The organism is Pedobacter sp. 10L46_2 (genome assembly GCF_056395165.1).
This window is the reverse complement of sequence record NZ_JBFTIZ010000077.1, coordinates 21897-35407: the sequence shown is the minus strand read 5'-3', so window position 1 is coordinate 35407 and position 13511 is coordinate 21897. Positions and strand designations below refer to the sequence as shown.

Here is a 13511-nt window from a genome sequence, read left to right as displayed (position 1 = left end):
AGCGTTTACCAACTGCTGCCAGCCCCGCCGCCTCCTGATGAGCCTCCGCTGCTGCTTGAAGAGCTGCTACTACTACTACTACTGCTGGAAGAAGAAGACCAGCTGCTGCTGCTGCCCGAAGAGGAAGATCCGCTTGAGGTTGATACTTTTGGGATGATAAACTTTGTCTTCTCTTCGTATTTGCAATATTGGCATAGATAATAGCTATAGCCGAAACCCTCATTTTCTGTGGTTGAAGCTTTATGGATAGCCCTTCGTTTATATAAAAAGGTATGAAAATGACATTTTGAGCATTCCTGGGCTTTAGATTCAGGATTCTTATAATCGAGTATCAGTTCTGTTTTACAAGATCTGCATACCCATACATCGTAATCTATGGAGTCAATTTGCTCTTCTATAATATTTCCTTTTAACAGGTATTGATCATCTTTTTCCTCATTTAGTATAATCATCTTATTGCTGCATTTTTCGCATGTCATTGGGCTTGATCGCAAAGTATGCAGCAGTTCAGTGTACTTATTCCAGTAGGATGTTAAAAATGTTGTAGGGAATGCTTTTCTGATGTATTGGGATGGCAAATGTGTTGATTGCCATGCCAGATACTGTTCGTGTGGTGTTTTATCTTTTAGGGTGGCAGTTAGCTTCCTGCCTAAAAAGTAGAAATGTAAGTTCACGTACGCCCATAGAAAGAAATAGAGTATTAGAATTGTTCTGATGTTATGCCATTCAAATGGCAGGTATATGTTCAATAAAATAACCAGGGTAACCGGTGCTATCCAAAGAAAATAGATCACAGGATTTTTTAGTCGCGGTATGCCTTTGTGTGCTGTTAACCGCTGACCAACCAACGAAGAAAATACAATATAAATGGCAAGGATTATGAGCAAAAGGAAATCAACAATGGGAGCGGCCCTTTGTTTTACCGGTGCTGTGAGGGCTTGTGGGGTGATATCATAAGGTTCTGAAATGCCAGGGTCAATAATAGCCGATGGGGCCTCAACCTCTGCAACTGAAGTGGTGTCGGGTGCTTGGTATATTGCATTGTTTTCGGTGGTGATGTGTTCAATAACCGCATCTACGCCTTTTTTTACTGCATTGTCATAGTCGTTCTGCTTGGCATAGGGAATCATGTAGTCTTGCTGGATTTTGTAACATGTTACATCAGGCAATATTCCTTCTAATCCATAACCTGTTTCAAACTCTATCCGGTGTTGGTCTTCAACTATAAATATAAGCAAGCCATTATTGGTTTTCTTGTCACCGATTTTCCATGAGTTGAATAACATTGTTGCAATTTCCTTGGGTACATTATCTCCAATAGTCTTGACAAATACCACATCAATATGTGCTTTCCCCGACTGGTCTAATTCCCTGAGTTTTTCATTTAATGTAAAAACAGTCTCGTCTGCAAGTATTTTGTCTGGATTGCTGACATATGATTCGTTAAGTGTTTTAGGGTCTGGGATGTTAAGAATTAATTTCTCTTTAGATTGTTTACACCCAATAAATATGGAGAGTAAAAGGATAAATGGCAGTAGTGTTGATGTTCTCATGAGCGTTTGTAGCGTTAAGTAAATATCTCTTTTTTTCTTTAAGTTTGAAATAGTAGTATCATGAATCATTTAAGGCCCTTACTGACTACATATGCATACAACATTACAGGATCCTACGAGGCTTCACTCGATATCGTACAAGATGCTTTTCTAAAATTCTTGCAGATAGATTCCAATGTTATTAATGAAAAAGCTTATTTGGTGCGTACAGTAATTAATTTGGCTATTAATTACAAGAAGCAAAATGAGCGGTTGCAACATGAGTATCCGGGAATATGGTTGCCGGAACCTATTGATACCAATGAGGCTGATTCTGCCCTGAGTAAAAAAGAGGTGCTTTCTTATTCCTTAATGGTGCTTCTGGAAAAATTAACGCCTCGCCAAAGGGGGTGATGTTCAGGAGCTGGAGTTGATGCTTAAGGCGGAGATCTCTGTGATTTCTGATGGCGGAGGAAAAGTACTGGCTGCTTTAAGGCCTGTTTTGGGTAGGGCTAATGTAATTAAGTTTTTAAAAGGATTGCAAACGAAATTCTTTGCCAAACGAACCTTTAAATATGGAGGGATTAATCATCAACCGGCAATGTTTCATTATGAAGATGGGGTGATGGTAAGTTGCCAGATATTTGTTTTTGAGCAAAATGAAATTGCTAATATCTTTTTTATCCGAAATCCAGATAAGTTGTCACGCTTTAGATATGCTGATTGTCTTTAAGAGAAAAAGAATATTTTATGTTACGAATTAGTCAGAACGAAATCCCGGAAGGGTTATTTAAAGCAATGCGACAGATAAAGGATTATCTCCGCAGTTCAGGAATTGATCCACTATTAATTGATTTATTGGATGTGAGAGTTTCGCAGATTAATGGCTGCGCATATTGTTTGGATATGCACTCGAAGGAAGCGGTACACAAAGGCGAAACATTACAGCGGCTGATCTCACTGCCGGTTTGGAGAGAAACAGACTATTATACCCCTAAAGAAAAGGCTGTATTGGCTTTTGCTGAAAGATTAACCAATCTTCAGGACGAAAAAGAATCAGATGATCTGCATGATGAGCTTAAAAAGCATTTTTCTAATGCTGATATTGCAAATCTTTCATTGGCGGTAGCCCAGATTAATTCATGGAACAGGCTGGTTAAGTCTTTTGGAACAATAGCTGGCACATATGAAGTGAAGTAATATTTTTTTTCATAGATTTATGCATTATGAACAAGTCTAACAGAAGAAAATTTATTGGAACCGCTGCAGCACTTGCAGTGGGGACAGCTGCAACCGCTATGCCGTTATCAAATATGAAAAAAAATTATCCGGTGGTACACCATGTGTTTTTCTGGTTGAAAAATCCAGATTCAAAAGAAGATCGTGATAAATTAGCCGCAGGCGTGAAAGCACTTTCGAAAATCCCGACTGTAAAAGAATTACATGTGGGAATTGTAGCCAGTACTGAAAAACGCGATGTTATTGATAGCAGCTGGGGGGTATCTGAACTGATGTTCTTTAGTGATCTTGAAGGTCAGGCAACCTATCAAACCCATCCGATACACCTGGAATTTATAAAAAACTACAGCCATTTATGGGAGAAAGTAGTTGTTTACGATGCAGTTGAGGCCTAAAATAGAATCGTTTTAAATATCATTTAGTAATTAGCTATTACATAAAGCATAAAGTAATTACTTAAGTTTGAAAGAAAAACCGTTATGAATTTTTATCACATCTTAAAGAGTGCACACTCAGGCTGGCGTTATCTCGTCTTAATTTTATTGGTATTGGCAATAGTAACTGCAATTGCAGGGTGGCTTGGAAAAAAACCATATACGGAAGGAAATAGGAAATTGAATGTGTTTACTTTAATATTTGTGCATATCCAAATTTTATTTGGTTTGATATTGTACTTTGTGAGCCCGCTGGTTGAAGCAGGAATAAGATATTGGAAAATGGAACATATTGCAATGATGATTTTTGCTGCCATTTTAGTTACTGTAGGCAATGCAAGGTCGAAAAGAGCAGATGATCCATCGGCCAAGCACCGCACTATTGCGCTGTATTTTGGACTGGGCTTAATCGTGATCATTGCATCAATTATACAGATGACTATGGCTGATCCGAGCCGTAGTTTTTTTGGAGTTTCATAAATTTCACAATTTAATTTTGTTTAGTAAGATTTATTTATATTTTTGTTGCACATGATTAACAATATACATACTTGGCAGTGGCGTGGTAATTCTGAAAAGAGTTTCGTCGCAACCTTGTGTACCTTATAGTTTATCAACCTAAACCAAACCACATTGTAAAACCCGACGTAACCACACGCCGGGTTTTTTTATGATCTGGCAATTTGAATAAATGAATTGAAAAAAATGTTATTATGAATAATTATATCATTAACACAACTTATAAAAAGAGACTTGCAGATACCACTACTCCGGTAAGTATTTACCTGAGATTGAGGGATGTATTTCCAAATACAATTTTACTGGAAAGCTCCGACTATCATAGTCGTGAGAACTCTATGAGTTATGTGTGTGCTGAACCTGTTGCAGGTATTATACTGCAAGATGGTGTGCTTTCTTCTTACTTTCCTGATGGACAGAAAGAGGAAAAAACGGAGTTTGTGCTAACCGAAGAAATAGATGCTTTTAAAGCTGCTTTTACACCGGACGTAATTGATGGCAACAGACATATTTCCAGTGGTTTGTTTGGCTATTTTACATGGAACGCTGTACAACATTTTGAAGATATAACCTTCACTTCTGAAACTCCGAAAGGCGAAGAGATCCCAACAATGCAGTACCATATTTACAGGTATATTATCGCCATTGATCATTTCCGTAATGAGATCACCTTGTTTAAAAACAGGTTCAATGGAGATGATAATGAGGACCTGGAAAAGATGGAATACATTATTCAGAACAAGAACTATCCGGAGTATAGTTTTAAGACGAATGGCGAAGAAAGTTCTAACCTGACAAATGAGGACTTCATGAACATGGTTGATAAACTTAAGAAGCACATATTGCGTGGTGATGTTTTTCAAATTGTTCCTTCACGGGCATATAACCAGTCCTTTTTAGGGGATGAGTTTAATGTTTACAGATGCTTAAGATCAATTAATCCATCACCCTATCTGTTTTATTTTGATTACGGAAGCTTTAAGCTTTTCGGTTCATCGCCAGAAGCCCAGATTACCATAAAGAATAATGTAGCTAATATTTTTCCTATTGCAGGCACTTTTAAACGCACAGGAAATGATATAGAAGACGCAGAACAAGCAAAAAAACTGGAAGAGGATCCTAAAGAAAGTGCTGAGCATGTAATGCTGGTAGATTTGGCCAGGAATGACCTTAGCAGGCATTGCAGCGGTGTTCACGTTAAATCTTTTAAAGAAGTTCAATACTATTCTCATCTGATCCACCTGGTTTCTAAAGTAAGTGGCAACCTGCAGGAAAATGTATCTGCATTTAAGGTTGTGGCCGATACTTATCCCGCAGGAACATTAAGCGGAGCCCCTAAATACAGGGCGATGCAGCTGATTGATGAGAATGAAGGTCTGGGAAGGAATTTTTATGCCGGGGCGCTTGGCTACATGGGCTTTAATGATGAGTTTAATCACTGCATCATGATCAGGACATTTATGAGTAAAAACAACCAGCTGCATTACAGAGCGGGTGCCGGTATTGTTGCCGACTCTATTCCTGAAAATGAACTGAACGAAGTAAATAATAAAATTGCTGCTTTGCGCAGGGCAATAGAAATGGCTACGCAAATTTAAGATGGAGAATAATAAGATCATGCAAAAGAAAGTTTTGGTTATAGATAATTACGATTCGTTTACTTATAACCTGGTGCATTTAGTAAATGAATTGGGCAGGGATGTTGAGGTGTGGAGGAATGATAAATTTGAACTTGCGGATGTTGAGCAGTACGATAAGATTTTGCTTTCGCCAGGACCAGGGATACCTGAAGAGGCGGGTTTGTTACTTGATGTAATCAAAACCTATGCGCCTACAAAGAGTATTTTTGGTGTTTGCCTTGGGCAGCAAGCTATTGCTGAGGCATTTGGAGGAAGTTTGTTAAATTTAGGCAGGCCTATGCATGGAATTGCTACACCAATTACGGTGTTGGATAAAAGTGAGCTTTTATTTAGGGATTGCCCGGATGTAATAAAAGTAGGTCGCTATCACTCATGGGTGGTAAGTAATAAAGGACTGCCTGATTGCTTTGTGGTTACGGCAACTGATGAAACGGACGAGATTATGGCCTTGAGCCATAAAACGCTTGATGTACGTGGTGTACAATTTCATCCGGAAAGCGTGCTTACTGAGCACGGAAAACAAATGATGCAGAACTGGTTAGAAAGTTAGATATGAATATTTTAGATAAAATTGTACTGAGAAAGAAGGAAGAAGTGGCTTTGGCGAAGCAGCATGTTTCTGTTAAACAGTTGGAGGCTGCACAGCACTTTAATCGCAGTCCGTATTCTTTTAAGGAGTTTTTATTAGCAGATGACCGTACCGGTATTATTGCTGAGTTTAAACGCCAGTCTCCATCTAAGGGTGTTATTAATGACAAAGTTACAGTTGCTGATGTCACTACGGCTTATGCTTCGGCGAGGGCTTCGGCATTGTCGGTATTAACTGATACTGATTTCTTTGGAGGTCACCAACGAGATTTGCTGGAAGCGAGGGCTGCGAACAAAGTTCCTATTCTTAGAAAAGATTTTATGATTGATGAATATCAGATCCTCGAGGCAAAAGCCTGGGGTGCTGATATCATTTTATTAATTGCTGCTATCCTTACTCCGCAGGAAATTGCTACGCTAGCGGGCACAGCGAAGGGTTTAGGCCTTAATGTGCTGTTGGAAGTACATAATCAGGAAGAGCTTGAAAGGAGCATTTGTACGGATCTGGATGCCATAGGCGTGAACAACAGAAACCTTGCTGATTTTACAGTAAACATTCAGACTTCGTTTGATCTTGCAGATCAGATTCCTGCTGATTTTATGAAGATATCTGAAAGTGCCATCAGCGAAACTTCTACAATTAAATTGTTAAAACAAGCCGGGTTTAATGGCTTTTTAATTGGCGAAAACTTCATGAAAACTGAGGATCCGGGACTTGCAATCAGAGAGTTTGTCAGTGAATTGATCTCGGTATAACTTTTGTATCTTTGTACTTTACATGGGAAAACAGAAATATTACGACACGGCACTTAAGCCGGAACGGGCAGTACTTGTAGGAGTAATCAGGCCTGGTGAAAAGCCAGATGAAACCAGGGAATACCTGGATGAGCTTGCTTTTCTGGTAGATACGGCAGGTGGTGTGGTGGAACATGAATTTACACAGAAGATGCTTAAGCCTGACCGTGGAACTTTTGTAGGTACAGGGAAACTTGAAGAAATACAGGCTTACGTAAAGTCTGAAGAGATAGATATGGTTGTTTTTGATGATGAGCTTTCACCATCACAACTAAGAAATATTGAACGGGAATTACAGGTTAAAATATTAGATCGGAGTAACCTGATCCTTGATATTTTTGCCAGCAGGGCACAAACTGCACAGGCTAAAACTCAGGTTGAACTGGCACAATTACAATACTTATTACCCCGACTTACCCGCTTATGGACTCACTTAGAGCGCCAAAAGGGTGGTATTGGTATGAGAGGTCCGGGTGAAACTCAGATTGAGAGTGATAGAAGGATGATCCTTGAAAAGATTGCTCTTTTAAAAAGCAGGCTGAGCCAGATTGATAGACAAAATGAAACGCAAAGAAAGAACCGTGGACAACTGATAAGGGTTGCTCTTGTTGGCTATACGAATGTAGGGAAATCAACGATTATGAATATGCTTTCTAAATCGGAAGTGTTTGCCGAAAACAAACTATTTGCCACATTGGATACTACAGTAAGAAAGGTGGTTATTGAGAATTTGCCGTTTTTATTATCAGATACAGTAGGGTTTATCAGAAAGTTACCTCACCATTTGGTAGAATGTTTTAAATCGACATTGGATGAGGTACGTGAAGCAGATGTATTGATCCACGTTGTGGATGTATCGCATGCTAACTTTGAAGATCAGATCAATGTGGTGAATGAGACCTTAAAAGATCTTGGCGCGAGGGATAAAGAGACCATCATGGTATTTAATAAAATGGACGCTTACGTAAGCCCTGAGCCTGATCATGAAGATGAGGAAAGAGCCGTGCTTACGCTTGATGATTTTAAGCGTAGCTGGATGGCAAATCATAATGCCCCTTCTATATTTATATCTGCCCTGCACAAAGAGAATTTAGAGGAATTTAAACAATTATTATACGATAAAGTTGTTGCTTTGCATACCGAGCGCTATCCTTATGATAAGCTGTTATATTAATTAATGCCGTTAAAGAAGAAAGAGAAAAATTATGGAAAGTAAACGTCAACAGAAATTTGCCGGGGTGATACAAGAGGAATTAGCTGCTATCTTTCAGCGCGAAGGCTCTGCATATTTACCCAATACACTGGTTACTATTACTAAGGTTCGCGTTTCTCCGGATTTGGCGGTAGCAAAGGTTTATTTGAGCTTTTTAAACACAAACAATACCACCTTGTCTGTTGCTGAGGTGAATTCACATTCAAGTGAGATCAGGTATAAACTGGGTGCACGTATTCGCCACCAGGCTCGTGTAATCCCTACCCTTACCTTCTTCTTAGACGATACCAATGAGTACGTAGAGCATATGGATAAGTTATTCGATAAAATATCCAGAGACCGTAAGGAGACGGATGAACAAGCCGATTGATCTTGTAGCTGCCTTAAATAGGAGTGATATCATAATTGGTAAAGTAGTTGATTTTGATCCTGCTCAGGATTTGTTGTATCCGTTTGACCTTACAGCGGCAAACAAAGAACTCACAAACGATATTTTAGATGATACCGACGTTTTTACTAGCTGGGTTGAAGATAAACTTCGTTTAAATAATTGCAGGTACGGTATCGGTGGGTATAATGAACATAGGTCTATCTATGCACGCAGTGCTCATTTTGATACAGGCGAAGAACCCAGAAGGCTGCATTTAGGTGTAGATATATGGGGGACTGCAGGAACACCTGTTTACAATTTTCATGATGCAGTAGTACATAGCTTTAAATTCAACAATAACTTTGGTGACTATGGTGGAACCATTATTCTGAAATATGTTTTGGGAGATGTGGTAATTCATGCCTTGTATGGACATTTGAGTGTGGAATCTTTACAAGGGCTGGAAGAGGGAATGTTTATTCCTGCCGGTACGCGATTTGCTGCTTTTGGTACAAAAGAAGAAAATGGTTACTGGCCCCCGCATTTGCACTTTCAGCTGATATTTAATATGCAGGCTTTAAAAGGTGATTATCCAGGTGTATGCCAATACACGAAAAGAGATATTTATCTAAAGAATTGCCCCGATCCTGCAGTAATTTTAAAGTACACATTTTAATCGGCTTTGGTTTAAAATACGTAAATTGGTATATGTCAAAGATTCTTTTAGCATTATTTCTTTTGTTGGGGCTAAATGTTAAAGCCCAGCCAACTTTAAAAGGTGGACTGGAATCTTTTGTGATGAACAATAAGGTTTATCCCCGATATTCACTACAAAATTGTATTGATGGAAGTGTTACCATAAGCTTTAAATTGAATAAAGCAGGAGAAGTCTATTTCTCTAAGATTCAAAAAGGCATAGGGACAGATCTTGATGACGAGGCCCTAAGGTTGATCAGATTAAGCAGTGGTAAATGGATAGTTCCTGCTGATCATGATACTACGATATCTGTTGTGGTACCAATAAACTTTAAGTTGTCTGGAGATGATTGCCAGAATAAAAGCCAGAAAGATATAAAACAGGCTATAGAAACCTATAAAACCAATGTAGGTATGACAGATGCAGTGCTCAATTTTTACAGGCATAAGGCAACAGGTAAGTTTACTGCTGACGAGGAGCGAAGGATTGTAGCGCTAAAAACAAGCCTTGGCTATGATGAAGAGTATATGAAAATGCGGATAAATGACGGGCTGAAAAAATTGAAACAGAAAGACAGGCAAGGTGCATGTGAGGATTTTATGTTTGTGAAGAACATGGGGTTTGATCTGGCAGATGAGCAAATAGCGCAATACTGCAATTAAACAATAACATTAATTGCCGCAGGAATTATGTTGGCTTCAATTCTGCTTACCTTACCCATATATTCCCCATCGACCTGAAAATGCGCTTTATGTTTTGTTTTTATGTTGAGACTGGTGATTTGAAAGGCTTCAATATTCTTAGGGTTTAAAGCCAGGTTGGTAAATCGTAGTTTTAAAATCTCCATCACGGAATATTCTTTTACCAGAATTACTTCAAAAAAATCATCGTCCAGTTTTCCATCAGGGTTAATTTTAACGCCTGTGCCATACATGGTGGCATTTGCTATAACCACCATAGCTGCTTCTGAACGGATAGTTTTGTCTTTTACCTTAATCAGTACCTCCATTTTATGATGACTCCATAGTGCTTTCCAGGCGGCTTTAGTGTATCCCCACATTCCACGCTGCGGAAGGTCATTAAATTTTTTAACGAGGTAGGCATTAAAACCAATATCGGCAAGGTGAATACATAACTCACCGTTTACCATTATGACATGTATTTTTTTTGGCTGCCCGTTCACTGTCATATCTAATGATTCCTTAATGGTTGTGGGAATGCCTAATTCCTTGGCCATGCCGTTTGCAGATCCGGCAGGTATAATACCCATAGGTGTATCTGTTTGGAGCAAACACTCGGCAATCAATTTCACAGTTCCATCGCCACCAACGGCTATCACACGGTCTGCATTTGCACTGGCTATTATTTCCTTAAGTTTTTCGAAAGAACAGTTTAATGGCAGCTCATAAATCTCGGCAGTATGCGGTAGCGATTCAAAATATGCGCTTATTGCATCGGCAAAATTGATCTCACCATTTCCAGATCCCGGATTCACGATAAACAACAATTTCAATTGGACGGATTTTTCTCCCATTACATTTTCTTTAATATCACAAACAACTTTAGTATTACTCTGTTTTAATTATTAATGAATAAATCTGTAAGTGTTAAGGTATACCATGGATACGGACACACACATAACCTTGTGGTATATGGTCATGTTTTTAAATTTAGGGCCAAAACGATGCAGGGTTTTAGTAATAATTTATTCGTTAACATTATCCATTTGTTAAAGTTATTTGTACTAAAGCCATACCCTCATGTACAGGTAAGACTCACTTTTAATGGGCAGGAAGTATACCGCAAAACTGAATACGATGGCTTTTTTAAGTTTGAGTGGTCGGCCAATGAAAACGTGGATGCAGGATGGCATGGGGTAAAGATTGAGGCTTTAGATAAGGATGGAAAAATACTGGCAATAGGGCTAGGTCAGGTGTTTGTACCTCACATTACTCAGTTTGCTTTTATTTCTGATATTGATGATACGGTGATGGTGTCTCATTCGGCAACTATCAGAAGAAGACTTAGAGAGCTCTTTATTAAAAACCCAAGAACACGAAAAACGTTTAAAGGTACATACACGCACTACACCGCCCTGGCAATTTCACATACCACGGCAGATCAGCCTAATCCCTTTTTCTATGTATCTAGCAGCGAGTGGAATTTATACGATTATCTGGTAGAGATTTTTAGCTATAATAAGTTGCCTGATGGCGCCTTCCTATTGAATCAGATTAAGCAGTGGAGGGATCTTATTAAAACGGGTAAGACCGGACACGAAGGGAAATTGATAAGGGTGATGAGAATTCTGGACGCTTTCCCAAATCAAAAGTTTGTCTTTTTTGGAGACAATACACAGAAGGACCCGGAAATATATACTGCTATTGCAGAGAAATACCCTAAAAACATTGCGGCTGTTTACATCAGAAATATCCGTAAGGATATGGAAGAGCCAACCAGGGCATTATTGAAAAGAATAGAGGCACAAAATATCCGTACCTGTTTATTTGAAAACAGTGTGGATGCAATTGAGCATTCTAAAAAGATAGGGTTGATTGCAGATTAGCTTATCGATTTTCCAAATGGAGAAAAGGCAAGATTCATTAATTTAAAATGTTGTCGGCCAAATGGAATACCTATAATAGTAATGCAGAACAAGATGCCAAAGAAAAGATGGGTAAGTGCAATCCAGAAGCCTCCAAATATTAACCAGATGATATTCATTACGGTTGATAAGCAGCCAGTATTGGAAGAGGTGTCGGTTATTTTAACACCAAAAGGAGCAAGGCCAACAAAGGCAAACTTGAAGCATTGTATTCCGAATGGGATTCCCACAATAGTAAGACATAGGATAAGACCACCGATTATATATTCGAAAAAAATAAATATTCCGCCAAAAATGATCCAGATGATATTGCCTATTAAGTTCATGTTACGCTTTTTATTATGATGAAATATAGGAAGATTAGTTACATTAAACCTAATGTTTTATTATTGTAAATGGTTTTTAGACTACCAGAAGATGAGATTGTTTTTCCTAACCCAGCTTTGGCTGATCCCGATGGATTGCTTGCTGTAGGTGGAGATTTGAGCATTGAAAGATTGCTTTTGGCTTATCACAATGGTATATTTCCGTGGTTTAGTGATGATGATCCGATTTGTTGGTATTCGCCACATGAACGTTGTGTAATATATCCTGCTGAAGTGAAGGTCAGTAAAAGCATGGCTAAAGTTCTTAAATCAGACGTATTTGTGGTAACCTTTAACAAAGCATTTCGGGAGGTGATAGTTAACTGCGCAAAGGTGGGAAGAAAAGATCAGCCGGGCACGTGGATTACTCAGGAAATGCAGGATGCTTATATTAGTTTGCATGAAAAGGGCTATGCTAAAAGTGTAGAAGTATGGAAAGATCATGTATTGGTAGGAGGGTTGTACGGCGTGGAAGTTGGCGATGTTTTTTGTGGCGAAAGTATGTTTAGTTTGGTAAGTAATGCCTCAAAAACTGCACTGATATGGCTGTGCAAAACCGATAGGTTTAAACTAATAGACTGCCAGCTGCCCAATGATCATCTGATGAGTTTAGGGGCGGAAATGATTTCGCGCAAGCAATATGAGGAATTCCTGAAAGATTAATTCAGAATCTCTTTGATGTCTTCCTTACTTAAGGATTTGAAGAAACTTTCTTCTGTGGTAATCAAAGAACTGGCTAATCGTTTTTTACGGTTTTGTAGTGCTAGTATCTTTTCTTCTACTGTATCTTTTGCAATGAATTTATAGATAAACACTTTCTTCTCCTGGCCTATTCTGTGTGTACGATCTATTGCCTGTTGCTCTACAGCGGGGTTCCACCATGGATCAAGAATAAATACGTAGTCTGCCTGGGTTAAGTTTAAACCTACGCCACCTGCCTTAATAGAAATTAAGAATACCTTTAATTCAGTGTTTTTCTGGAATTCGGCGACAATTTCTCCGCGGTTTTTGGTTGATCCGTCAAGATAAGAAAAGGAGATGCTTTCTTTTTCGAAATAGGCTCTGAAAATATTCAGGTGCTTTACAAACTGCGAAAAGATAAGAACCTTATGCCCACCCTTAAGTACATTATCTAGGGTATGGATTACATTTTCGAATTTACCTGAATCAGAGGCATAGGTGTCGTCTATCATGACAGGATGGTTTGCCAGTTGACGTAATGCTGTTAAGCCCTGCAAAAGCTGTACTTGCTTTTTTGCATAAGTGCCATCATCCATACTGCTTAGCAGATCGTTACGATAGGCAGATTTTGTTTTTTCATAATATGCGGCCTGATCCTCACTCATATCGCAATAAAACACCTGTTCCGTTTTGGAAGGCAGCTCGGCCGCAACCTGTTCTTTTGTACGGCGTAAAACAAAGGGCTTTATAATGGCTTGCAGCTTACGGGCCTTTTCTTCATCCTTCCTTTTCTCGATGGCCTGAACATATTCTTCGTTAAAGAATGATTGCGT

General features: G+C 38.9%; 18 protein-coding genes. 14 read left to right on the top strand and 4 right to left on the bottom strand.

From position 1 onward, the window contains the following. Positions 1-5: 5 nt before the first annotated feature. A complete protein-coding gene (locus AC1DDX_RS10915) occupies positions 6-1553 on the bottom strand; it encodes a TPM domain-containing protein (protein ID WP_337717026.1) in 1548 nt (515 codons plus the stop codon). A gap of 60 nt (positions 1554-1613) precedes the next feature. Between AC1DDX_RS10915 and AC1DDX_RS10910 the strand changes: the two genes are divergently transcribed. The 12 genes from AC1DDX_RS10910 to AC1DDX_RS10855 all read left to right on the top strand — a co-directional run bounded on the left by AC1DDX_RS10910 (position 1614) and on the right by AC1DDX_RS10855 (position 9689). After that, positions 1614-1946: a sigma factor gene (locus AC1DDX_RS10910; RefSeq protein ID WP_477622039.1), complete on the top strand. Its 333-nt coding sequence runs from the start codon at positions 1614-1616 to the stop codon at positions 1944-1946. 19 nt (positions 1947-1965) lie between these two features. Next, positions 1966-2265 (top strand): hypothetical protein, encoded by a 300-nt coding sequence (locus tag AC1DDX_RS10905; RefSeq protein WP_477622038.1) that lies wholly within the window; start codon positions 1966-1968, stop codon positions 2263-2265. A 17-nt stretch (positions 2266-2282) separates the two neighbouring features. Further along, the gene (locus tag AC1DDX_RS10900; RefSeq protein WP_172662213.1) at positions 2283-2732 is read left to right on the top strand and encodes a carboxymuconolactone decarboxylase family protein; all 450 of its coding nucleotides are present in this window, start codon (positions 2283-2285) and stop codon (positions 2730-2732) included. A 26-nt stretch (positions 2733-2758) separates the two neighbouring features. Continuing rightward, positions 2759-3166, top strand: a complete 408-nt coding sequence (locus AC1DDX_RS10895; RefSeq protein ID WP_172662212.1) for a Dabb family protein — start codon at positions 2759-2761, stop codon at positions 3164-3166. An 84-nt stretch (positions 3167-3250) separates the two neighbouring features. Then, positions 3251-3685: a cytochrome B gene (locus tag AC1DDX_RS10890; RefSeq protein ID WP_172662211.1), complete on the top strand. Its 435-nt coding sequence runs from the start codon at positions 3251-3253 to the stop codon at positions 3683-3685. A gap of 233 nt (positions 3686-3918) precedes the next feature. Next, entirely contained in the window at positions 3919-5322 is a 1404-nt protein-coding gene (locus AC1DDX_RS10885; protein ID WP_337717024.1) for an anthranilate synthase component I family protein, read from the top strand. A 19-nt stretch (positions 5323-5341) separates the two neighbouring features. After that, positions 5342-5914, top strand: a complete 573-nt coding sequence (locus AC1DDX_RS10880) for an anthranilate synthase component II (RefSeq protein ID WP_288883381.1) — start codon at positions 5342-5344, stop codon at positions 5912-5914. Between the two features lie 2 nt (positions 5915-5916). Then, entirely contained in the window at positions 5917-6708 is a 792-nt protein-coding gene (trpC, locus tag AC1DDX_RS10875; protein ID WP_337717022.1) for an indole-3-glycerol phosphate synthase TrpC, read from the top strand. A gap of 22 nt (positions 6709-6730) precedes the next feature. Continuing rightward, entirely contained in the window at positions 6731-7921 is a 1191-nt protein-coding gene (gene hflX / locus AC1DDX_RS10870; protein WP_172662208.1) for a GTPase HflX, read from the top strand. A gap of 31 nt (positions 7922-7952) precedes the next feature. Further along, positions 7953-8330, top strand: a complete 378-nt coding sequence (gene rbfA, locus AC1DDX_RS10865) for a 30S ribosome-binding factor RbfA (RefSeq protein ID WP_048908269.1) — start codon at positions 7953-7955, stop codon at positions 8328-8330. Next, on the top strand, positions 8314-9006 hold the full coding sequence (locus AC1DDX_RS10860) for a peptidoglycan DD-metalloendopeptidase family protein (RefSeq protein WP_337717020.1): 693 nt from the start codon (positions 8314-8316) through the stop codon (positions 9004-9006). The genes rbfA and AC1DDX_RS10860 overlap by 17 nt, the downstream gene beginning before the upstream one ends. Before the next feature lie 32 nt (positions 9007-9038). Further along, on the top strand, positions 9039-9689 hold the full coding sequence (locus AC1DDX_RS10855; protein WP_172662206.1) for a TonB family protein: 651 nt from the start codon (positions 9039-9041) through the stop codon (positions 9687-9689). Here AC1DDX_RS10855 and AC1DDX_RS10850 read toward each other — a convergent pair. Next, on the bottom strand, positions 9686-10561 hold the full coding sequence (locus AC1DDX_RS10850; RefSeq protein WP_172662205.1) for a diacylglycerol/lipid kinase family protein: 876 nt from the start codon (positions 10559-10561) through the stop codon (positions 9686-9688). The genes AC1DDX_RS10855 and AC1DDX_RS10850 overlap by 4 nt on opposite strands. A gap of 54 nt (positions 10562-10615) precedes the next feature. Between AC1DDX_RS10850 and AC1DDX_RS10845 the strand changes: the two genes are divergently transcribed. Continuing rightward, positions 10616-11593: an App1 family protein gene (locus AC1DDX_RS10845; RefSeq protein ID WP_337717018.1), complete on the top strand. Its 978-nt coding sequence runs from the start codon at positions 10616-10618 to the stop codon at positions 11591-11593. Here the strand turns inward: AC1DDX_RS10845 and AC1DDX_RS10840 are convergent. Further along, positions 11590-11958: a YccF domain-containing protein gene (locus tag AC1DDX_RS10840; protein ID WP_172662203.1), complete on the bottom strand. Its 369-nt coding sequence runs from the start codon at positions 11956-11958 to the stop codon at positions 11590-11592. The genes AC1DDX_RS10845 and AC1DDX_RS10840 overlap by 4 nt on opposite strands. 69 nt (positions 11959-12027) lie before the next feature. On the opposite strand from AC1DDX_RS10840, the gene aat reads away from it, so the two are divergent. Next, complete coding sequence (gene aat, locus AC1DDX_RS10835; RefSeq protein ID WP_337717015.1) at positions 12028-12660, top strand: leucyl/phenylalanyl-tRNA--protein transferase; 633 nt, start codon at positions 12028-12030, stop codon at positions 12658-12660. Here the strand turns inward: aat and AC1DDX_RS10830 are convergent. Next, the coding region (locus AC1DDX_RS10830) for a DEAD/DEAH box helicase (protein WP_477622037.1) at positions 12657-13511 on the bottom strand (855 nt) is incomplete at its 5' end. The genes aat and AC1DDX_RS10830 overlap by 4 nt on opposite strands.